General features: G+C 47.1%; 19 protein-coding genes. 7 read left to right on the forward strand and 12 right to left on the reverse strand.

Features of this window, described 5'->3' with window-relative positions:
- Window positions 1–421: 421 nt before the first annotated feature.
- From mioC to TSUB_RS00045, 9 genes are all read right to left on the reverse strand, one after another.
- Window positions 422–865 (reverse strand): FMN-binding protein MioC, encoded by a 444-nt coding sequence (gene mioC / locus TSUB_RS00005; protein WP_087023651.1) that lies wholly within the window; start codon window positions 863–865, stop codon window positions 422–424.
- Between the two features lie 130 nt (window positions 866–995).
- A complete protein-coding gene (gene mnmE, locus TSUB_RS00010) occupies window positions 996–2,363 on the reverse strand; it encodes a tRNA uridine-5-carboxymethylaminomethyl(34) synthesis GTPase MnmE (RefSeq protein ID WP_087023653.1) in 1,368 nt (455 codons plus the stop codon).
- Window positions 2,364–2,488: 125 nt separating this feature from the next.
- Window positions 2,489–4,093, reverse strand: coding sequence for a membrane protein insertase YidC (gene yidC / locus TSUB_RS00015; RefSeq protein ID WP_087023655.1), 1,605 nt, complete (start codon window positions 4,091–4,093; stop codon window positions 2,489–2,491).
- A gap of 2 nt (window positions 4,094–4,095) precedes the next feature.
- Window positions 4,096–4,353, reverse strand: coding sequence for a membrane protein insertion efficiency factor YidD (gene yidD, locus TSUB_RS00020; RefSeq protein ID WP_087023657.1), 258 nt, complete (start codon window positions 4,351–4,353; stop codon window positions 4,096–4,098).
- Entirely contained in the window at window positions 4,320–4,676 is a 357-nt protein-coding gene (rnpA, locus tag TSUB_RS00025) for a ribonuclease P protein component (RefSeq protein ID WP_087023659.1), read from the reverse strand. The genes yidD and rnpA overlap by 34 nt, the downstream gene beginning before the upstream one ends.
- 19 nt (window positions 4,677–4,695) lie before the next feature.
- Window positions 4,696–4,830, reverse strand: a complete 135-nt coding sequence (rpmH, locus tag TSUB_RS00030; protein ID WP_087023661.1) for a 50S ribosomal protein L34 — start codon at window positions 4,828–4,830, stop codon at window positions 4,696–4,698.
- 199 nt (window positions 4,831–5,029) lie between these two features.
- On the reverse strand, window positions 5,030–5,767 hold the full coding sequence (locus TSUB_RS00035) for an amino acid ABC transporter ATP-binding protein (RefSeq protein WP_087023663.1): 738 nt from the start codon (window positions 5,765–5,767) through the stop codon (window positions 5,030–5,032).
- Complete coding sequence (locus TSUB_RS00040) at window positions 5,764–6,435, reverse strand: amino acid ABC transporter permease (protein WP_087023666.1); 672 nt, start codon at window positions 6,433–6,435, stop codon at window positions 5,764–5,766. The genes TSUB_RS00035 and TSUB_RS00040 overlap by 4 nt, the downstream gene beginning before the upstream one ends.
- A 128-nt stretch (window positions 6,436–6,563) precedes the next feature.
- Window positions 6,564–7,319 (reverse strand): amino acid ABC transporter substrate-binding protein, encoded by a 756-nt coding sequence (locus TSUB_RS00045; protein ID WP_087023668.1) that lies wholly within the window; start codon window positions 7,317–7,319, stop codon window positions 6,564–6,566.
- Window positions 7,320–7,634: 315 nt separating this feature from the next.
- Between TSUB_RS00045 and dnaA the strand changes: the two genes are divergently transcribed.
- The 5 genes from dnaA (at window position 7,635) to ibpA (ending at window position 14,317) form a co-directional block, all read left to right on the forward strand.
- Window positions 7,635–9,026 (forward strand): chromosomal replication initiator protein DnaA, encoded by a 1,392-nt coding sequence (gene dnaA, locus TSUB_RS00050; protein WP_087023670.1) that lies wholly within the window; start codon window positions 7,635–7,637, stop codon window positions 9,024–9,026.
- Window positions 9,027–9,030: 4 nt separating this feature from the next.
- Window positions 9,031–10,134: a DNA polymerase III subunit beta gene (dnaN, locus tag TSUB_RS00055; RefSeq protein ID WP_087023672.1), complete on the forward strand. Its 1,104-nt coding sequence runs from the start codon at window positions 9,031–9,033 to the stop codon at window positions 10,132–10,134.
- A gap of 9 nt (window positions 10,135–10,143) precedes the next feature.
- Complete coding sequence (gene recF / locus TSUB_RS00060; RefSeq protein WP_087023674.1) at window positions 10,144–11,223, forward strand: DNA replication/repair protein RecF; 1,080 nt, start codon at window positions 10,144–10,146, stop codon at window positions 11,221–11,223.
- Window positions 11,224–11,242: 19 nt separating this feature from the next.
- Complete coding sequence (gene gyrB, locus TSUB_RS00065; protein ID WP_087023676.1) at window positions 11,243–13,660, forward strand: DNA topoisomerase (ATP-hydrolyzing) subunit B; 2,418 nt, start codon at window positions 11,243–11,245, stop codon at window positions 13,658–13,660.
- A 210-nt stretch (window positions 13,661–13,870) separates the two neighbouring features.
- Entirely contained in the window at window positions 13,871–14,317 is a 447-nt protein-coding gene (ibpA, locus tag TSUB_RS00070) for a small heat shock chaperone IbpA (RefSeq protein ID WP_087023678.1), read from the forward strand.
- Window positions 14,318–14,956: 639 nt separating this feature from the next.
- Here ibpA and TSUB_RS00075 read toward each other — a convergent pair.
- The 3 genes from TSUB_RS00075 to glyQ form a co-directional block, all read right to left on the reverse strand.
- Window positions 14,957–16,207, reverse strand: a complete 1,251-nt coding sequence (locus TSUB_RS00075) for a valine--pyruvate transaminase (protein WP_087023680.1) — start codon at window positions 16,205–16,207, stop codon at window positions 14,957–14,959.
- Between the two features lie 1,928 nt (window positions 16,208–18,135).
- Complete coding sequence (glyS, locus tag TSUB_RS00080) at window positions 18,136–20,205, reverse strand: glycine--tRNA ligase subunit beta (protein ID WP_087023682.1); 2,070 nt, start codon at window positions 20,203–20,205, stop codon at window positions 18,136–18,138.
- 9 nt (window positions 20,206–20,214) lie between these two features.
- Window positions 20,215–21,120: a glycine--tRNA ligase subunit alpha gene (glyQ, locus tag TSUB_RS00085; protein WP_087023684.1), complete on the reverse strand. Its 906-nt coding sequence runs from the start codon at window positions 21,118–21,120 to the stop codon at window positions 20,215–20,217.
- A 299-nt stretch (window positions 21,121–21,419) separates the two neighbouring features.
- On the opposite strand from glyQ, the gene TSUB_RS00090 reads away from it, so the two are divergent.
- Together TSUB_RS00090 and TSUB_RS00095 are read left to right on the forward strand one after the other, a co-directional pair.
- Window positions 21,420–22,079 (forward strand): YiaD family glycine zipper/OmpA-like lipoprotein, encoded by a 660-nt coding sequence (locus TSUB_RS00090; protein ID WP_087023686.1) that lies wholly within the window; start codon window positions 21,420–21,422, stop codon window positions 22,077–22,079.
- 274 nt (window positions 22,080–22,353) lie between these two features.
- A complete protein-coding gene (locus tag TSUB_RS00095; RefSeq protein ID WP_087023705.1) occupies window positions 22,354–22,917 on the forward strand; it encodes a TMEM165/GDT1 family protein in 564 nt (187 codons plus the stop codon).
- Window positions 22,918–22,953: the final 36 nt, after the last annotated feature.

The following is a 22,953-nucleotide window of genomic DNA, read 5'->3' on the forward strand; positions in this document are numbered from 1 at the left end:
GGAGTGACCTCAGGTTAAACACTGACCAAAGTTTAGGATCTTGCAAAAGACGGGCATTTTATCTCTTTTCACGCGCTTTGAGAATCAATCCTGATCATCTTGTTGGATCCAGTCTGACTTAAATATATATAAGATCTTTTTAAAGAGATCTTCTGTTAGATCTTTTATTAGGATCGCTCGATCGTGTGGATAAGTGATAAATGATCAACATGATCAGGTGTTTATTAAGGATCGTTTCTTGTGGGGGAGACGGGATCTAATTCGGTATTACTTGGGATCAAAATAGCTACTTATGCACAGGGGTAAGGAATCAACAATTGTATTAAATGGATAACTATAGGTTGATCACCGTTTAGATCTATAGTTATCCACAAGTGAAAAAGCAAAAATGGATAGAAAAGTTTACGGTTTTTGATCCAAGTTATTCACATAGCGCTGAGAGAAAAGTGGATAACCACGCTTCGGCTTCATCTTCAGGCACGGGAACTTGTGTGACATCGATAGTAAATACTGGGGTGAGTCGATGCGCTTGCTGGTGGCTGAGCACGTCATCAAGTTGATGCGCAGCCGCACAGAAAGTGTCGTAACTACTGTCACCGATACCAATAATGGCGTAGCGCAACTTGGTCAATGGCTCACTGGCTTGAAGCTGGGCGTAGAAAGGTTGGATATTTTCAGGGAGTTCACCAGCCCCATGGGTTGAACTGATCAATAGCCATGGTTGAGTAGGATCGAGTGCCTGAAGATCCGCTTCGTTGTGAATGCTTGTTTCAATGCCTTGATCGTTAAGAAGATCGCTAAGGTGGTCAGCGACGTATTCAGCACCCCCTAAGGTACTGCCTGTAATGAGGTGTAGATGTGACATGATGATCCTTTTCGGTCTGTTGTTTGCGCTTATTTTACGCATTTGTACGTTGAGTAACAGACACAAAAGGTATGGGTTAGGGCGGGAATGGCGCAAAGGCTACCGGCTGGCAGCCTTTCGTCTCTCGGCGTTATTTACCAATACAGAAGGACGTAAAGATATGGCCCAGTAGGTCATCAGAGGTAAACTCACCCGTGATTTCACTGAGATGTTGTTGTGCTAAACGCAGCTCCTCAGCAAGTATCTCTCCTGCCATGTAGCCTTCGAGCTGTTGCTGTCCGATATCGAGATGGTGTGCAGCGTTCTCTAAAGCATCGAGATGTCGACGTCGAGCCATGAAGCCGCCTTCTGTCGTGCCAGTAAAGCCCATACACTCTTTCAAATGACGTTTGAGGCTATCAACGCCTTCGCCAGTGCGCGCTGACAAGCGGATAAGGGTAGGGTTGCTAGCATGGCAAATGCCAATCTCTTCATGCGTCAGCTCAGCTTTGTTACGGATGACGGTCATGCCGATCTCTTTCGGTAATCGATCGATAAAGTCTGGCCAAATTTGTTTTGGATCGGTGGCATCAGTTGTCGTGCCATCAACCATAAACAACACGCGGTCGGCTTGCGCTATCTCTTCCCAAGCACGTTCGATACCAATGCGTTCGACCTCGTCAGAAGCATCACGCAGCCCTGCGGTATCGATAATGTGCAATGGCATGCCATCAATGTGGATATGCTCTCTGAGGACGTCACGGGTGGTACCAGCGATATCGGTGACGATGGCACTGTCTTTACCGGATAGGGCGTTAAGCAGGCTTGATTTGCCCGCATTTGGACGACCTGCGATGACCACCTTCATGCCTTCTCGCATTAGCGCGCCTTGATTAGCGGCAGTACGTACTGAAGTCAGTTGATTGATGATTGTTTGTAAGTCATTACTTACTTTTCCATCAGAGAGAAAATCGATCTCTTCTTCTGGGAAGTCGATAGCCGCTTCGACGTACATCCGCAAGTGAATCAACTGCTCCACCAGCGTGTTGATCTCGTTAGAAAATGCACCTTGCAGTGAGTTAAGCGCCGATTTTGCCGCCTCTTCACTGCTGGCATCGATCAAGTCAGCGATGGCTTCTGCTTGAGCGAGGTCGAGTTTGTCGTTCATAAAGGCACGCTCAGAGAACTCGCCTGGGCGCGCAGGACGGATACCCGGTAGAGTAAGGATACGCTTAATCAGCATGTCCATTACAACTGGGCCACCATGACCTTGTAGCTCAAGTACGTCTTCGCCAGTGAAGGAATGCGGGCCTTTAAAGAAGAGCGCAATGCCTTGGTCGAGCACATGACCATCCGCACTGCTAAAAGGCAAGTATTCCGCGTAACGAGGACGCAGTGTTTTTCCAGTTACCGCGTCGGCAACTTGGGTTGCCAAAGGGCCAGACACGCGAATAATGCCCACGCCGCCGCGGCCTGGAGGAGTGGCTTGAGCCACAATCGTATCGATGCTGTGATTCATAATAGTTGTCCGCAACTGCTTCACGAGAAGCGTTTTTCATTTCGCGATAGTGTACGCGTAAATTGAAGAAATTAAAAAAGGCGGCAATGAGCCGCCTTTTTAAGATTCACCATAAAGGCGATGATTTACTTGCTGTGCAGACCTTTTTTCTCAAGGGCACGGTAAATCAGCGTCTGCTGGATCAAGGTAACGATGTTAGACGTTAGCCAGTATAGAACCAGACCTGAAGGGAACCATAGGAAGAAGAAAGTGAACATCACTGGCATGAAGGTCATGATCTTCTGCTGCATAGGATCGGTGATGGTCGTTGGGCTCATCTTCTGAATCATGAACATTGAACCACCCATCAGTAGCGGCAGGATAAAGTAAGGATCCTGTGCTGATAGATCGTTAATCCAAAGGAAGAACGGTGCGTGGCGCAACTGTACTGACTCCATCAATGCCCAGTAGAAGGCAATAAAGATAGGCATTTGCAGCAAGATAGGTAAACAACCACCCAGTGGGTTTACTTTCTCTTTTTTGTAGAGCTCCATCATCGCTTGGCTCATACGCTGACGGTCATCACCAAATTGCTCACGCATGTCTTGCAGTTTTGGTTGCAGCATACGCATCTTCGCCATCGAGGTGTATTGCGCTTTCGTCAGCGGGTACATCGCACCACGGATGATGAAGGTAAGGATAATAATCGCCACACCCCAGTTCACAACAATACCTTGAATGAAGGATAGCAGCTTGTGAATTGGACTTGCTAGGAACCATAGCCAGCCGTAATCGACGGTGAGGTCGAGGTGCTTGGCGGTCGCACGCATTTCATTTTGAAGCTTAGGACCAGCCCACAGTGATGCTTTAAGCGTGACATCTGTATTCGGTGCGACGCTCGTTGTTGGCATACGCACGCCAATGTAACCTTGGTTACCCGCAACACGAGTAAACAGATTTGATTCACCTTCTGCACGCGGGATCCAAGCCACAGTGAAGTAGTGTTGAAGCATCGCTGCCCAACCTTCAGTGATGGTCATGTTCAAGTTACGCTTGGCCATGTCATCAAAGCTGTATTTCTTATACTTGGTATCATCGGCAGAGAATGCTGCACCACGGTAGGTTGGCATTGCCAAGTTACCGCTGTCATCAACAAGGTTCTGACGAAGTTGCGCGTACATTTGAACACTTGCAGCTTGGTCTGATTGGTTGTCGATATGGTACTCAACATCTACTGCGTAGCTGCCGCGAGTGAGAATGAACGTCTTTGTATAGGTGATACCGTTTTGCTGCAGTGTCATTGGAACACGGAGTTCATTTTCACCGTCAGCAAGGGTAAAGCTGTCTGCGTCTGCAGAGAACTGTGCACGACCTGTGTTGGTATCGATGCCGTGTGTGCCAATCAAGCCGCTTTGCGCCACAAAGCTGTGAGTTGCGGTGTTTTGTAGAAGAACAAAGGGGTCTTCAGAGTCTAGTTCGGCATCGTACTGAAGTAGATTCGCTGCAATGATGTCACCACCGCGAGTATCGATAGTGATATCGAATACGTCGGTCGTCACGGAAATAAGTTGGTCAGATACCTCACCGTCAGTGGTCAGACTAGTATCTTCACTGTGTGACGGAACGTCACCACTGGTTTGAGTTTGCGCTACACCCTGCGGTTGAGGGCTGTTATCGACATTCCATGATTGATAAAGCAGGAAAGTCACGAACAGTAGGGCAATCAACAGAATATTGCGTTGGGAATCCATCGTTATTGGTCTCTGTCTTTTTGCTTGATTGGCGGAACGGGATCAAATCCCCCGTCGTTTAAAGGATGACATCTTAATAGACGTTTGGCCGCTAACCAACTCCCTTTTACCCCTCCATGCAATTTAATTGCCTCGATAGCATATTGGGAGCAGGTTGGAGTGAAGCGACAACGCGGTCCAATGAGTGGACTAATAGCGAGCTGATAAAAGCGCACTAATCCTATGATCAGCCACGCGAAGGGCGAGACAGGCGATGCCATAATTTATGTAATACTTTGTTTAGCTCTTCATTACTGAGCTCATTGGCACTTTTTTTGGCGATCACAACAAAGTCTTTAGCAGGCAGTGTGTCTTGACGTAGACGAAAGCTTTCGCGGACCAAGCGTTTAAACCGATTTCGGTCAACGGCGGTTTTGATTTGCTTTTTCGGCACAGCTAAACCTAGACGAGGATGTCCGAGGTCATTGTTACGGGCCAGAATAGTTAAGTGGGGAGAGCCAGCACGGTGAGCTTGCTGGAAAACATATCGGTAATGTTCGGGAGTTAACAGACGTAACTCCCGACGGAAAGCGAACTTACTCACAAATAATCAGTAGCGATTATTAGCAAGCTAGACGCTTACGACCTTTCGCACGACGTGCGTTAATTACTTTACGACCGTTCTTAGTCGCCATGCGAGCACGGAAACCGTGTGAGCGCTTGCGCTTAAGAACTGAAGGTTGGAAAGTGCGTTTCATGGTTGTACCTTAAAAAATTTACTGATCAGTTTTTAAGTTTTGATACCCAGTACAGTGATTAACACCGTAACCGCATCTCAAAAGAGGCGGAATTGTAATCATTGACTACGTCCGAGTCAATGTGTTTGGTGGTTAATCACGCTACCGGGTGGCGAATTATACGTTGCTTATTGCTAAGTGCAAGATCAAAACAACGATCTTATTGGATCCCAACTTGGCGTAAAAAGCGCTGTAGGCGGGGATCTTGCGGATTGTCAAATAACTGATCCGGTGGACCTTGTTCGACAATACCGCCATCAGCCATAAAGATCACGCGGTCAGCGACCTCTTTGGCAAATTGCATTTCATGGGTGACAACGAGCATCGTTTGGCGTTCAGCAGCGAGTTTTTTCATCAACTGTAGGACTTCACCCACCCATTCAGGGTCTAACGCGGAAGTGGGCTCATCAAAGAGTAGCAACTCAGGTTGTAACGCCATCGCGCGTCCAATGCCAACGCGTTGTTGCTGACCGCCTGATAGCGCGGCGGGATAGCTCTCGGTTTTATCACCTAGGCCTATCTCTTCTAACAGGGCGTTGGCGCGTGCCATCGCTTCAGCTTTGTTCCAACCACGCACGACGGTAAGCCCTTCCGCAATGTTTTCTGCGGCGGTTTTGTGCGCAAATAAGGCATAGTTTTGGAAAACAAATCCTGTCTTACGGCGCAGTGCTAAGACATCTGTTTTGTTGGCTGTAGGGGCGTCAACATGGACATCATCGATCTCGATCGTGCCGGCATCTGCGCGCTCTAAGTAGTTAATACAGCGTAAAAGCGTTGATTTTCCTGTGCCTGATGGGCCAATAATGACGACAATCTCACCTTGTTTGATCTCGATATCGACGCCAGAAAAAATTGTGTTGTCACCAAAGCGCTTCGTTATGTTTTTTAGTTTTATCATCGCTGATACGCCTTATTGAGTTTGTTTTCGGCCCAGAGTTGCACACGAGTAAGCAATACCACTACGCCCCAATAGATTAGCGCGACGGCCAAAAAAGCTTCGAAGAATTTGAAACTTGATGAGGCTTCCATTTGCGCTTTGGCCATAATTTCAGCGACACCTAACGTAAAGGCCAGTGACGTTGATTTGATCATGTCGATGAAATAGTTCATGAGTGAGGGCAGGGCGACACGCGCAGCTTGCGGCAAGATGATGCGGCGCATTGCTTGTGATTCGGTCATACCGATGGATAGCGCGGCTTCGCGTTGGCTACGATCGACACCAATAATCGCGGCACGAATGCTTTCTGCCATATAGGCTGCAAAGTGAAGGGTTAAACCAATGACTGCGGCGGTGAAGGCATCCATCCCAATGAAGATCGGCATAACTTGCGGTAAGCCGTAATAGAGCAAAAAGAGTTGCACCAGCAAGGGCGTGCCACGAAAGAAGCTAATATAGAGCTGGGTCAGCGCATTCAAGCCCCAAAAACGGTAGACACGAATGACGGCCAGTGTCACCGCAAGCGCCAGTGCAAAGATAAGTCCCCATACTGCCATCTCCATCGTGGTAGAGAGGTAGCGGAGTAGCAGGGGAATGAGTCCCAGCATGTAATCAAAATCGAATCCCATGTCTTAACCTGTCTAATTGGTAAGTAACTACTTACTTTGTTGCGTATTGGGGTCTTTAGAAAGAAAAATCATCAGACGCAAAGCGCCTGATGATTGCGATGTTTAAGCGGTTTTTAACGCGTTTAGAATTATTGGGTGATATCCGCGCCAAACCATTTTTCTGAAATTTTCGCTAGTGTACCGTCAGCGCGCATCTCAGCAAGTGCTTTGTTGACTTCGGCTTGTAGCTTCTTGCCGTTGTCGTTATCGACAAATGGCCATGCATTTTGAATGGTTTCAAACGGTTCGCCTGCAAGTTGCAGTGGTAGGCCTGACTCTTTAATCAGCTGCAGTGTTGATAGGCGATCCATAATGAACGCGTCGGCACGGCCAAGTGCAACGTCGTGCTCGATACCTGTGTCGTAGGTTTTAATATTGATCGCTTCAGCATTTGGCAACTGGCGTAGAAGCTGCTCAAAGTTAGAACCAAGGTTCACTGCGACGGTTTTGCCATTGAGGTCTTCAACGCCATTGATCTCTTTGTTGCCTTTACGCACGGTGACTTGTGCACCATCTACCACGTACGGGTCAGCAAAGAGGTATTTCGCTTGGCGAGCTTCAGTCATGGTGATTTGGTTAGAGATAGTGTCGATGCGACCTGTTTCAAGTAAACCAAAAAGACCAGAGAAGTTAGCGGTGACATACTCAACGTTGTAGTCGTTGCGGCGGCCAATCTCATCCCAAAGGTCAACTTCGAAGCCTTGAAGGACATCTTGCTTCACGAACGTGAACGGGAAGTAGCGGCCTGACATGCCCACTTTAACGTCTGTTGCCGCGTAGGCACTTGTAATGGTTGCTAAACTGAGGGCAGCGACGGTCAGTGAACGCTTAATCCAGTTGTTCATATTATAATCTCCGTGAATAGCAGTGAATTATGTTGTGACGCCAGTCTACTTTGTTGAGAGATTACACAGTAAATATCATTACGTTATTTCAAATAACTAAATCGTAGGTTGATTGATGTTTTTATAAGCTGTGGAAATGTGGATGAGAACGGGATTAAGATGGGAAATAGTTGTGCTGATCTGCGTTTTTTATGTGTGATCGCTGTGAATAACTTTGATCTTATTCACTGAAACAACGATCTTATGCTGGCGATCCGCCCCAGTCGCAGGTAAAATTGATCCCCTTTAGTAGCAGAATTGTTTGTGGAGAGAAACGTGTCATCTTCGCTATGGACTCAGTGTCTTGAGCGCTTGCAGGAAGAGCTGCCCGCGACAGAATTCAGTATGTGGGTGCGCCCACTTCAAGCTGAGTTAAACGACAATACGTTAACCTTATTTGCCCCTAACCGATTCGTGTTGGATTGGGTTCGGGATAAGTACTTAAACAATATTAACCGTCTGCTGCATGAATTTTGTGGGAACGATGTCCCGATGCTGCGTTTTGAAGTCGGCTCTCGTCCCGTGGCCGCTGCGCCAAAACCCATTGCAACGGCTGCCCCAGCGCAACCTGCTACTGCGCCCGGTAATGAGCCCGTTCGTCAACCTTGGGAGCCCGCACCTTCACCAGTTCAGCCTGCAGCGAACTATCGCTCGAATGTGAATCCGAAGCACAAGTTCACCAACTTTGTTGAGGGTAAGTCAAACCAGTTAGGTTTAGCGGCGGCACGTCAGGTTTCTGATAATCCGGGCGCGGCTTATAACCCGTTGTTCCTGTATGGGGGGACGGGCTTAGGTAAAACGCACTTATTGCATGCGGTTGGCAATGCCATCATGGCGCGTAAACAGGATGCGCGTGTTGTTTATATGCACTCTGAGCGCTTTGTGCAAGACATGGTTAAAGCCCTACAAAATAACCAGATAGAAGAATTTAAACGTTACTATCGCAGTGTGGATGCATTGCTTATTGATGACATCCAATTCTTTGCTAACAAAGAGCGTTCGCAAGAAGAGTTTTTCCATACCTTTAATGCCTTACTTGAAGGCAATCAGCAGATTATTTTGACCTCTGATCGCTACCCGAAAGAGATCAGTGGTGTAGAAGATCGCCTTAAATCCCGCTTTGGTTGGGGTTTGACCGTGGCTATTGAGCCGCCAGAACTCGAAACCCGAGTTGCGATTTTGATGAAGAAAGCGGAAGACCACAATATTCGCCTTGCCGACGAAGTGGCCTTCTTTATCGCGAAGCGTTTACGTTCTAACGTCCGTGAGCTAGAAGGTGCGCTGAACCGTGTCATCGCCAATGCTAACTTTACGGGACGTGCGATTACGATCGATTTTGTCCGCGAAGCCTTGCGTGACTTGCTGGCACTGCAAGAAAAACTCGTCACCATCGACAATATTCAAAAGACAGTCGCTGAGTACTATAAAATTAAGCTGGCGGATTTATTGTCCAAGCGCCGTTCTCGCTCAGTTGCTCGTCCTCGTCAGTTAGCGATGGCGCTAGCAAAAGAGCTGACCAACCATAGCTTGCCTGAAATAGGCGACGCATTTGGTGGCCGTGACCATACTACCGTGCTGCATGCTTGTCGTAAGATTGAGCAACTGCGCGAAGAGAGTCACGACATTAAAGAAGATTATTCAAACCTGATCCGGACCTTGTCATCGTAATATTATGAAAGTTGCTATTGAACGTTCGCGGTTACTAAAACCGCTTCAACAAGTCTCAGGCGCATTAGGCGGCCGACCATCTTTGCCAATTTTGGGTAACGTATTGGTACAGGTGTCACCAGACGGCATGCTTTCGTTGACGGGCACCGATCTTGAAGTCGAACTGATCGGCCAGGTGCAACTCGAAGGTGAGTTTCAGCCTGGTGAAACGACGATCCCGTCGCGTAAGTTTCTCGATATCTGTCGTGGGCTGCCTGATGGTGTCAATATCACCCTGACCCTGGAAGGGGATCGATTAATCATTCGTTCCGGTCGAAGCCGCTATTCATTAGCGACGCTACCCGCACGTGACTTTCCCAATATTGAAGATTGGCAAAGTGAAGTGGAGTTTGCCTTGTCTCAAACCGCATTGCGTCGTTTGATAGAGAGCACCCAGTTCTCGATGGCAAACCAAGATGTGCGTTACTACCTCAATGGTATGCTGGTTGAAGTTAAAGGCTCAACGGTGCGAACGGTTGCCACCGATGGTCACCGTATGGCCGTTTGCCAAGCGCAACTTGCGGTTGAAGCGCCTGAGAAGCAGGTTATTGTACCTCGTAAAGGTATCTTAGAGCTGGTGCGCCTATTAGAGCATTCTGATGAGCAAGTGATGTTGCAAATTGGCGGAGCAAATATTCGTACTTCGGTCAATGGCTTCGTCTTTACCTCTAAATTGGTTGATGGTCGCTTTCCTGACTACCAACGGGTAATGCCACAAAGTAGCGATAAAACCGTCGTCGCGTCTTGCGAAACACTGAAACAAGCCTTTTCTCGGGCAGCCATTTTATCTAATGAAAAATTCCGTGGCGTTCGCGTGAACTTAGAAAGTGGCCAGATGCGTATTTCTGCCAATAACCCAGAGCAGGAAGAAGCGGAAGAGTTTGTGGATGTAGATTATGAAGGTGATGCGTTGGAGATTGGCTTTAACGTCAGTTATGTCTTAGATGTGTTGAACACATTGAAGTGTGATGAAGTGAAGTTAATGCTTACTGACGCAAATGCCAGTGCACTGATCGAAGACGTTGCTAACGACGATGCAAGCTACGTGGTGATGCCGATCAGGCTGTAACACCTCACTATGTCTCTCGAACGCCTCATCATTAAAGATTTTCGCAATCTTGCAGATTGCGATCTTACCCTCAGCGACGGCTTCAACTACTTGATTGGAGATAATGGTAGCGGTAAAACCAGTGTCCTTGAGGCAATTCACTTTTTGGGTCATGGGCGGTCTTTTCGTAGCCACTTGACCAAACGTGTTATCCGCCACGAGCAAGAAGCGTTGTTCGTTCATGGCAAGATACACCAAGCAGATCAGTCGCCACTCCCCGTTGGAATAACCAAGCGTCGAGATGGCGTCACAGAAGTTAAAATAGCCGGGCAAACGAATCAAAAGTTGGCCCAGCTCGCGCAAATTGTACCGATGCAACTGATCACCCCTGAAGGGTTTGAGTTGTTGACGGGTGGACCGAAATTTCGCCGTTCGTTTATCGACTGGGGGGTGTTTTACCTTCATCCTGAGTTCTATAACGCTTGGAGTCGATTAACGCGCCTCACCAAGCAACGCAACGCACAGTTAAAGCGCGCGACCCAGTATCGTGAAGTTGCTTATTGGGATGCGGAGCTTGCGTTGTTATGTGAGCAAATCGATGCGTGGCGGCGTGACTATGTTGAGGCAGTAACCGCCCGCGCCGCCGAAATTTGCCACGCTTTTTTACCCGATTTTGAAATTCGTCTTAGCTATTACCGGGGCTGGGACAAAGAGAGTGAATATCGCCAGCTATTGGCGGATAACTTTGAACGCGACTGTCAGCTAGGGTACACCGTCAGTGGTGCCCATAAGGCTGATCTACGCATTAAAATTGGTGCGATACCGGTGGAAGATGTCCTGTCCAGGGGGCAGTTAAAGTTAATGGTATGCGCTCTTCGGTTGGCGCAGGGATTACACCTTACCGAGAAAACAGGTAAGCAGTGTTTGTACCTGATCGACGACTTTGCTTCAGAACTGGATAGTCAAAAACGCGGCTTGCTAGCGCAATCACTTGCCCAAACCGGTGCCCAAGTCTTTATCAGTGCGATAAATGAGGCGCAAATAGGCGAAATGAGCAGCGAAAATGGCAAGATGTTTTATGTTGAAAACGGTAAAATAACCGCAGGATAAATATAGCGAGAGTAACTCAATGTCCAACAATTATGATTCATCGAGTATCAAGGTTCTAAAAGGACTTGATGCGGTACGTAAGCGTCCAGGGATGTACATTGGTGATACCGATGACGGTACTGGCTTACACCATATGGTTTTTGAGGTAGTCGATAACTCTATCGACGAAGCTCTAGCTGGTCACTGTGAAGACATTGTCGTTACCATCCACGAAGATAACTCTGTCTCTGTGAGTGATGACGGTCGTGGTATTCCTACTGAAATGCACCCAGAAGAGGGTGTATCGGCTGCCGAAGTTATTATGACGGTCCTCCACGCAGGTGGTAAGTTTGATGACAACTCCTATAAAGTGTCTGGTGGCTTGCACGGTGTAGGTGTGTCGGTGGTAAATGCCCTGTCTGAAAAAGTTGAATTAACGATTCATCGTGGCGGTCAGATCCACCAGCAGATCTACCATCATGGTGAGCCGCAAGGTCCGTTGTCTGTCATTGGTGAGACTGAAAAGACCGGGACTCGAATCCGTTTTTGGCCAAGTGAAGAGACCTTCACTAATGTTGTATTCCAATACGAGATTCTTGCTAAACGCCTTCGTGAGCTTTCTTTCCTTAACTCTGGCGTCTCCATTAAGCTCGGTGATGAGCGTGAAGAAGGCAAACAGGATCACTTCATGTACGAAGGGGGTATTCGCGCCTTCGTTGAGCACCTGAATCGCAATAAAACGCCTATTCATCAGAAAGCCTTCCATTTCGAATTTGAACGCGAAGACGGCATTTCAGTAGAAGTTGCGATGCAATGGAACGATAGCTTCCAAGAGAATATCTACTGTTTTACTAACAACATCCCACAGCGCGATGGTGGTACCCACCTTGCAGGTTTCCGTAGTGCATTAACGCGAACGTTAAATAACTACATGGATAAAGAAGGGTTTGGCAAGAAAGAGAAGGCGTCAACGTCAGGAGACGATGCACGTGAAGGTCTAACTGCTGTTGTTTCAGTGAAAGTGCCTGATCCTAAGTTCTCAAGCCAGACCAAAGATAAGCTCGTCTCTAGCGAAGTGAAACCAGCAGTTGAATCTGCGATGGGTGAGAAGTTAACCGACTTCCTACTTGAAAACCCAGGTGACGCCAAGATTGTTTGTAATAAGATTATCGATGCTGCGCGTGCGCGTGAAGCGGCGCGAAAAGCGCGTGAGATGACGCGCCGTAAAGGTGCCCTCGATTTAGCGGGCTTGCCAGGCAAGCTTGCCGATTGTCAGGAAAAAGATCCTGCACTGTCTGAACTCTACATAGTGGAGGGTGACTCAGCGGGTGGTTCTGCCAAGCAAGGCCGTAACCGTAAGAATCAGGCGATTCTGCCGCTGAAAGGTAAGATCCTCAACGTAGAGAAAGCGCGTTTTGATAAAATGCTTTCATCTCAAGAGGTTGCAACACTAATCACTGCGATGGGTTGTGGTATCGGCCGCGACGAATACAACCCGGACAAGTTGCGTTACCACAATATCATCATTATGACCGATGCTGATGTCGATGGCTCGCACATTCGAACGCTGTTGCTGACGTTCTTCTACCGTCAAATGCCTGAGCTTATCGAGCGTGGTCACATTTATATTGCACAGCCACCACTGTATAAAGTGAAAAAAGGTAAGCAAGAGCAGTACATCAAAGACGATGAAGATATGGCGCAATACCAAATCGCGCTTGCGTTAGATAACGCGTCTTTGTTTGCGAATGAAGGTGCGCCTGCGATTGCCGGGGTTGCGCTTGAAGACTTAGTTCGTCAATACAATCGCACCTTGAAGTTGATTGACCGCCTATCACGTCGTTTCCCAACGCTACTATTGAATGAGCTGGCTTATTCATCGCGTCTAACTGAAACAGTATTAGGTGATGAGGCCCAGCTTGATGAGTGGACCGACGCCTTTGTCGCACGCTTGAATGCTAAGCAATCGGGTGAGAGCCAATATGATTTTGAACTGGTTCGTGATGAAGAGCATGGTGTTCGCCTGCCTAAGATTACTGTTCGTACCCACGGTGTTAACTATGAGTATGTGTTGTCATTCGACTTCTTACATTCGAAGGAGTACGACAAGCTGGCTAAGTTGGGTGAAACCCTCAATGGCCTTCTAGAAGAAGATGCCTATGTGCAGCGTGGCGAGCGTAAACAGCCTGTGAAGAGCTTCCAAGAAGCACTGGCATGGTTGACTAAAGAATCGCGTCGTGGCTTCTCTCTACAGCGTTACAAAGGTCTTGGTGAGATGAACCCTGACCAGTTGTGGGAGACGACGATGGATCCAGAAACTCGTCGTATGATGCAGGTTACTATCCAAGATGCGGTTGCCGCTGATGAGCTATTTACAACGCTGATGGGGGATCACGTAGAGCCTCGTCGTCAGTTTATCGAAGCGAATGCCTTGAATGTGGCTAACCTAGACGTCTAGTCATTATTCCACTCTGTTATAAAACGCCGCTTAACGCGGCGTTTTTTTATATGAATTTTTTTGTTTAGGGGTTGGGATTGTCAGAATTGATCCCATATCTATTAATGAAGCAACGAGACGCCGCTAGGGTCTCAGCATACTCGTCCAAGAGGAGAGTCGCGCTTCTAAACAAATTAACTTTAAACATTGCTTCTAAGAAGGATGACTATTATGCGTAATATCGATTTCACACCCCTATACCGTTCTGCTATTGGCTTTGATCGTCTCTTTAATTTGGTTGAAAACAACACGCCAAATAACAATGGTGGCTACCCACCATACAATATCGAGCAGCAGGATGAGAACCACTACCGAATTACCATGGCTGTGGCTGGCTTTGCTGAAGAGCAATTGGACATCACCCAACAGCAAAACATGCTATTAGTAAAAGGCAATAAAGCGGCCGAGCTGAATGCCGAGCGTCGCTTCCTGTATCAAGGCATCGCGGATCGTAATTTTGAGCGTAAGTTTCAACTAGCTGATCACGTCAATGTTGTCGGTGCTGCTATGGAAAATGGTCTACTGCACATTGAGCTAGAGCGTGAGATTCCCGAAGAGATGAAACCACGTAAGATTTCGATTGGTAATCGAGATCTGATTGAAGGTGATACTGAATAAGTCGCTTTTTCATCTGACTGCTAACGCCCACTCACGTGGGCGTTTTTGATCTGCGCGACGATTTTTCTTTGTTCTGTTTTTTCTTTGATCTATTCGCGCTGGGTGCGATCCTTTTTCAATGAGTCCATCGATTAAGTATTGCCTTGAAGGTATACAAAGTGACGTTGTGCGTCACAAAATCTCGCTAATTTTGCCATGATTCTCCCGCACAATTTTCAACACTATTTGTCTGATATTGGCCTCTTTCTCTATTCAATTTAGCTTTGATGGTAGTCCGCTACTCACATTATAAGTGTTTTTTACATACCGCTTTATGATTGGCAAGCTGGGGGATTGGAAAAGCTTTTTAAACAAGGTGTGCCAGTTAGCGCCATTCGATGATGTCCAAGGTAAGGTTCATGATATGCCAATGATTTACGTAGCTGGGAGCACAATCCGTGTTCCACGTGAAACATAGTTTATCAATGGAGCAAGCAGGCTAAGTTATGTAAGTGTATCTCTTAGGGTGGTGGTAGAGACTGTTTAATACAAGTAAGAGTGGCAGTAAGCGATGAGAGCTGGTGGGTAGCAGGGCAGTATTGATAGTGTGGCCAAACTCATGAAGGTGATGAGTGGGGCTGTCACCCCACTCATAATACGCTAGCCTTCGTAAGCGTTCTTAACCTCTTCAGCAATGATATCGATACCTTTTTTCATTGCTTCGATATCTTGTACGTAGTTCATACGCAAGCATTCGCGCTGGTGAGGCCATTGTTGGTCGTCGATACCAATGAAAAAGTACTCGCCTGGTACGATTAGCACGCCGCGCTTTTTTAGTCTTTGGTATAGCTCAACCGTTGTAATAGGCAGGTCTTCAAACCAGAGCCACAGAAAAATAGCACCTTCTGGCTTGTGAATTCGAAAGCGTTTGTCTGGGATCGATTGCTGTAAATAATCAAAGGCAATCGCATTTCTCTCCTGATAAAAAGGTTTAATGACATTCGCGCTAAGTGCGAGCAGCTGGTTTTCTTTAATTATTTCATGGCCGAGTAGTGGACCAATACTGCCAGGTGACAGGCTTAATACACCATTAATGTTTGTCATTGCCTTTGTAATCGCTTCTGAAGCAATAACAATACCGCATCGTAAACCCGGTAAGCCTAGTTTGGATAGGCTCATACACAAAACTGTATTGGCGTTCCAGAAGGGCCTTACATCTTCAAAGATGATATCGGGAAAAGGAAGGCCATAAGCATTGTCGACGATCAAAGGAATCTGATGGTGCTGAGCTAAAGCATCAAGGCGCTGCATTTCCTCATCCGTTAACACGTTGCCCGTTGGATTGGTTGGACGAGATACACATATCGCTCCGATTGACTCATCAACAGTGAGTTGTTCAAAATCCACGTGATACTTGAACTGGCGATTGTCTATGAACTCAATCTCCGGTTTGTAGCTAACAAACATATCATCGCTGAGTCCAGCATCGGCATAGCCAATATACTCTGGCGCTAGGGGGAGGAGGATTTTTTTGTTAGTCCCGTTTGGGCATTTGCCAGCAAACAGATTGAATAAGTTGAAAAACGCACTTTGTGAGCCGTTGGTGAGGGTGATGTTCTTCTCTGATATGTCCCACCCGTAGGTGCGCTTAAGCAATGTAGCAAGGGCCGAAATGAATACATCTTTACCTTGTGGGCCATCATAATTAGTCATTGCTTGGGTTAGGGCACCGGTTGCTGCCAGACGTTGATTAAGTTGATCAAAATACTCAATCATTGCTGGTATCTGTGCCGGATTACCACCGCCTAACATAATGGCGTCAGGGTTTTGCAGGCCCTCATTGAGGTCATCCATCAATTGAGTGATACCTGATAGACGCCCAAACTTATCGCCAAATGAAGAGTAATCCATAACTGCTGCTCACCTATTGTTGTGTCTGTAATTCTTAGTTCTTTAGTAAGGCTAATTCATGTCTCTAGAATTAGTTAGACCAATCAACATAACCGATGTTGAGTGATTAAAAAAGCCTCTTTTCACGTCGTACTCCGGTGACTTGATTCGGCCGGTTTCCAAATGGATCGATAAACTATTTCTGTCGGTAGAAGAGGGTGAGCAAAGTGTTCATTGTGAGGGTAGGGTAAGCTCTAATGATGTTACATCATGTTGGGGTTCAATAGGGTGTTTAGCCGTTTGGTAATTAGCCTTGCATATCTTGCCAGACAGGCTCAAACCACCTCAATATGCAGAATTCGGAAGCGGCTTAGCGCAGCGAATCAATTGCAAGCGAGGGAATAATAACTTTTCCTTTCATGCCTCTATTTACAAATTAAGCGGAGTGTAGGTCGCGCTCCTTTGACCGAGTTCTCTAGGTTAATCATCTTAGTGACTGCTTCTTTGTTTTGCTCTTAAGACCATCAAAGAGGTGCCTTGTAAACCAATGTAGACGTTGTTGCTGAACATGCATCATGGAGTGACTTTGGTCTTTCAGTGCGGCGGTACTTTCGCCTTCTTGGTCTGTTTCACGTGAAACAGATAACGACTGTAGTGTTTGCTTTCTGTAAGGCCTGCTCAGTGCGCACTTCATAGTTGGCGTTATGAAGGTGACAATCACCTCGTAAGGAAGCGACTCAAGAAGGGTATTCGCGAGTTGAGGCTGCTAATCTTAAATGTCTTGTGTGAAGAGGTGTAGTGTCGCCGGTTCATTTCCAGAGTGCTTCTAGGGAGTAGGCACAATGTCAGGGTAAATTCCTTATCTTGACAAAAAGGTTATTTGAACAAGTTTCTCTGCTGTACCGTGAGACACGGAATAATGCTTAGTTTCGATGGAATGCGTTGTAATTTTTTCTGTTTCACGTGAAACACTGCATGCGATGTCAAAGAGGCTTAAGGTTTAAAGCCATGATTGAAGCGTATCCTAAGTTTAAATCTCTTTGTTTAGTTTCTTCGTGTGCCGATAAAGAGGCCTGCTATTCAATCTATCTAAGCGCATTTAGGATCATAAAATCTGCTTATCTGTCGTTGCTGTGATTTCCGATGAAGTCGTGCTGCTACTATTCTCGATACAATCTTTCCCTCTTCTACAGATTTAGGTTGGCTCCTTTTAGGCGTTGATTGTACGTTTCACGTGAAACAGCGAAAGACCCAATAGTTGACTAGATTTGAATTCAATATGAATACGTAGCAGAATCGCTAGTGCTGGAGTCACAAGGGCTGAAAAGGGATAAAGGCTGGTGGACTTTCGGCAATGAGTTGATAGGCGAGCAGGGTGTAGATATTCCCGCTTTGCTAAGCCTAAGGCCCTTGTTGATTGACAATTTTAGACTCGTTAGCAAGATGCTTTTGGGAGGCTGGTTGTGCTTTTTCTAGATCAACACCAGCGACGTGAGGCTAGAAAATACATGCCAAGGGGGCTCTGTAGCGTTCCGATTTGAACGTGAACCGTGCTTGAATGGTGAAAGCCATTCCTTCACACTTTTGCCTGTTTGCCTGTTTGCCTGTTTGCCTGTTTGCCTGTTTGCCTGTTTGCCTGTTTGCCTGTTTGCCTGTTTGTCTGTTTGTCTGTTTGTCTGTTTGTCTGCCTTGCGTTGAACTGAAAGCGTTAGAGCGTTTTTACATCCTGCATTTTATAAGTGGCATGAGTAGGGTAAGCGATGGATAAGAAGCTTGCCATTAAAAGTCATACGCAGTCATGTATCAATGAGAATTAGAGCCAGAATATGATGAGGAGAGAATAAGAGGTAAGAGGTAAGAGGTAAGAGGTAAGAGGTAAGAGGTAAGAGGTAGCGAAGCAGAAACAAAAAAGCCTCGCACCTGCGAGGCTTAAGAGTAGATGTTAAGGCTTACTTTTGGAGTACAGAGATGTCTGCAATCTGAAGGAACTGCTCACGCAGTAGATTCAGCATCGTCAGGCGATTCACCTTCAACGCTTCATCATCGGCCATTACCATCACTTTATCGAAGAAAGTATCCACGGCTTCACGCAATGTTGCGAGTTCTGTCAGCGCTTGCTGGTAGTTACCTTCCGCAAAGATAGGGGCAAGTTTTGCTATCACGGAAGTGATGCTCTCTGCCAACGCCTTCTCTGCGCTTTCAGTCAGTAGCGCTTCGTCGATACCTTGGTTAAGTTCACCTTCAAACTTGGCAAGGATGTTACCAACACGCTTGTTAGCCGCTGCGAGTGATTCTGCCGCATCAAGAGAACGGAAGTGAGACACTGCTTTAACACGCTTATCAAAGTCTGCTGGGCGAGTAGGGCGACGCGCTAGAACGGCTTGAATGACGTCGACACTAAAGCCTTCATCTTGGTACCAAGCTCTGAAACGGCCTAGCATAAACTCGATAACGTCAGCTTCAACATTATCGTTAGTTAGCTTCTCAGCAAACAGGGATTTTGCTTTCGCGATGAGATCAACTAAGTCGAGGTCATAACCGTATTCAACGATAATGCGTAGCACACCAAGAGAGGCACGGCGTAGCGCAAATGGGTCAGAGCCTTTAGGTGCTTGGCCAATACCGAAGATACCTACGATAGTGTCAAGCTTGTCGGCCATTGCAACGGCTGAAGAGATACCATTTGTTGGTAAATCGTCACCTGCAAAGCGAGGCATGTATTGCTCATTGAGTGCAACGGCAACCTCTTCGGCTTCACCATCATGGCGTGCATAGTGCATACCCATGACACCTTGCGTGTCGGTAAACTCGAACACCATCGAGGTCATCAAGTCACACTTTGCAAGTAATCCAGCGCGCTTGGCTTTCTCTACATCAGTGCCAATTTTGTCAGCAATGTAGCCTGCTAGCTCGGTAATGCGATCGGTCTTATCTTTGATGGTACCGAGTTGCTTTTGGAAAATCGCTGAATCTAGCTCAGACAAACGATCAATCAAAGGGCGCTTACGGTCAGTATTAAAGAAGAACTCAGCATCGGCCAAGCGTGGGCGGACAACCTTCTCGTTACCTTCGATAACGTGGCGTGGCTCTTTTGATTCGATGTTTGAAACGAAGATAAAGTTAGGCAGAAGACGCTTGTTATCGTCATAAACTGGGAAATATTTTTGGTCACCCTTCATGGTGTATACCAAGGCTTCCGAAGGGACTTTTAAAAACTCTTCTTCAAACTTAGCAGTAAGGACAACAGGCCATTCGACCAAAGACGTCACTTCTTCGACCAAGTCATCTTCCAAGTCTGCGATACCACCTACTTTTGCCGCAGCTTCTTGAGCACCGGCAATGATCATTGCTTTACGGGCTTCGTAATCAGCTAGCACTTTACCCTTCTCTTCGAGAATGGCAGGGTACTGATCAGCGTTATCAATGGTGAACTCACTTTCTCCCATGAAGCGGTGACCACGCAGAGTGCGACCTGAAGCAACACCCAAAATGCTTCCTTCGATCAACTCGTCACCAAGTAAAATCGTCAATGTTTTAACTGGGCGGATAAACTGGGTTTCTTTGTCGCCCCAACGCATAGGCTTAGCGATAGGAAGTTGCGCAAGCGCTTTCGCAGCAAGGTCAACGACGAGTGCTTTGGCTTGTTGGCCCTTCACTTCTTGCTTGTAAAGAAGCCACTCGCCTTTGTCAGTTTTTAGGCGGTCGGCATCTTCAACAGCAATGCCGTTGCCACGCGCCCAGCCCATTGCAGCTTTAGTCGGGTTACCGTCTGCATCAAAGGCGGCAGCAACAGCTGGACCACGCTTCTCAACCACCTTATCGGCTTGTTGTTCAGCAAGTGCTTGAATCTTTATCGCCATACGACGCGGTGTTGCAAACCATTCGATCGCTTCAAAGGCAAGCTCAGCGTTCGCAAGCTCAGCCTCAAAATTATTCTTGAAGGCTTCTGCAAGCGTACGCAGTTGTGTTGGTGGTAGCTCTTCGGTACCCAGTTCAATCAAAAAATTACGGTTGCTCATGGGTACTCCTTATTTCTTACACATCGGGAAGCCAAGCGCTTCACGAGAGGCGTAGTAGGCTTCCGCTACCTGTTTAGTGAGGTTGCGAATGCGGAGGATATAGCGCTGTCGTTCGGTCACAGAGATCGCTTTGCGGGCATCTAACAAGTTAAATGCATGGCCAGCCTTAAGAATGCGCTCATAAGCAGGCAGTGACAGCGGTGTTTCTAGCGCGAGAAGTTCCTGACACTCTTTTTCACATTGATCGAAGAAAGAGAAAAGGAAGTCGACATCAGCATGTTCAAAGTTGTAAGTCGATTGCTCAACTTCATTCTGATGGAAGATATCGCCGTAAGTGACTTTACCAAATGGGCCGTCTGTCCAAACAAGGTCATAAACAGAATCAACCCCTTGAATGTACATAGCCAGACGTTCGATACCATAAGTGATTTCACCAGTTACCGGTTTACACTCTAAGCCACCCACCTGCTGGAAATAAGTGAACTGAGTGACTTCCATACCGTTAAGCCACACTTCCCAACCAAGACCCCAAGCCCCAAGCGTCGGGTTCTCCCAGTTGTCTTCTACGAAGCGGATGTCATGAACTTGTGTATCAATACCAAGTGCTTCTAGGGAGCCCAAGTACAACTCCTGAATATTGTCTGGAGATGGCTTAAGGATCACTTGGAACTGGTAGTAATGTTGGAGGCGGTTAGGGTTTTCGCCATAACGACCGTCGGTAGGACGACGTGATGGTTGAACATAAGCCGCAGCGATTGGCTCTGGACCCAGTGCGCGTAGACATGTCATTGGGTGAGAGGTACCTGCACCCACTTCCATGTCCAGTGGTTGTACGATGGTACAGCCCTGCTGGCCCCAGTAATCCTGCAGCGCGAGGATCATGCCCTGAAAGGTCTTGATGTCGTATTTGTGCATTGTCTACTTCGCGTGAATATGGTGGATTAAAAAGAGAAAATAACACTCGATTATACATGGCTAAGTCAAGCGGGAGTAGGGTAATTGGGTTTTTTATCGCCATTACGTGGCGAATAGAACTGTTTGCTTAATGGCGTGTTCATCGGAGCTTGAACAGCAAAGAGAGTTAACTCGAAGAAGTGCGTGCAAAGGTTGAGACAAAACAGTTTGTTACTTTTCCTGACATGGATTTAACGGGCTTTACTTACGTGTTGCTATAATCACGGTTTTGAATATTCCATTTTTGGCTCGGAGCTCTCATGAAAAAGTTAGTACTTGCAGCAGTCATTGCTGCGGTTACCGCGACAGGTTGTACAACGACCAATCCTTACACGGGTGAACAACAAACGGCGAAGGCAACAACTGGTTCCGTCATCGGTGCTGTTGCGGGTGCCGCTGTAGGCGCAGCATCTTCAAGCCGCGGTGATCGCAAGAAAGGTATTTTGATTGGTGCTGCATCGGGTGCTGCTGTCGGTGGCGGTATCGGCTACTACATGGATGTGCAAGAAGCGAAGTTGCGTGAGCAGTTAGCGGCATCCGGTATTACTGTGATCCGTGACGGCGATAATATTATTCTCAACATGCCGAATGAAATCACTTTCCGCGTCAATGAAACTAACCTCGACTCGCGTGCTCGACTTGCCCTGCGTAACGTTGCACTTGTGGTGAATGAGTACGATCAAACCATGTTGAACGTGCTTGGTCATACTGATAGCACGGGCTCAGCCGCTTATAACCAGGAGCTTTCACAACGCCGTGCGAATGAGGTGCGTAGCCAGTTGATTGCTGAAGGTGTTTCACCTTCGCGTGTTGTTGCTATTGGTCGTGGTGAGTCTAGCCCGATTGCGAACAACAATACTGAGCAAGGCCGAGCAGAAAACCGTCGTGTAGAGATCGTGTTGTCGCCAATAGCACAATAACCGCTTGCCGTAATGCAAGGAGTGCTGTTAATAAAGCGTTGCGTTTTTAGCGCGATGTTTTTAGAATCAGCGCTCCTTTGGGGAGTAGCCTCGTAATGACTTGGAAGCCATTACGATACATATCAACATAATTGAAGCAAAATCTTCATGGTATGTATGACTCACTAAGCGCCACAGAGTGCGAGTTTGGCAAGACCTTAGGTAAACCAGTGCAGACCAGGGTGGGATGTACGGTTTGCTTATGGTTACTCATCCCACCCTTGTTGTGAGCAAAATGAGCGTTCTTTTTATCTCTGTTGCTTCCGTTGCACTGGCGGAAATTGGCGACAAGACTCAACTTCTTTCTTTTCTTCTGGCGAGTCGGTATAAGAAACCGCTACCCATCATTGCGGCTATCTTTCTAGCAACACTGCTTAATCATGCTGTCGCTGCTTGGTTGGGGGTCGTGCTGGCCGATCATATTGCGCCCGCTATGTTGAAATGGGTGTTAGTGATGAGCTTTATTGCGATGGCACTGTGGGTGCTCATTCCTGATAAGCTTGATGAAGATACTCCTGTTTCCGCCAAAGGCCCATTTGTGGCCAGTTTTATTGCTTTCTTTATCGCTGAAATTGGCGATAAGACGCAAGTCGCAACATCGGTATTGGGTGCGCATTATGCAGAGGCAATTTGGTTAGTGGTAGTGGGTACTACGATCGGTATGTTGATTGCGAATGTGCCTGTCGTGTGGCTGGGTAAGCTATCTGCAGACAAGTTACCTTTGAATGCGATACGCAAAGTGACGGCGCTTCTGTTTGTCTGCTTAGGCGTAGTGACGGCATTCGGTTCACCCGTTTAATTGCTCGACGCTCTCCAATAAAGCTGTGAAATACTT

It is taken from the genome of Thaumasiovibrio subtropicus (assembly GCF_019703835.1).
GTDB lineage: Bacteria > Pseudomonadota > Gammaproteobacteria > Enterobacterales > Vibrionaceae > Thaumasiovibrio > Thaumasiovibrio subtropicus.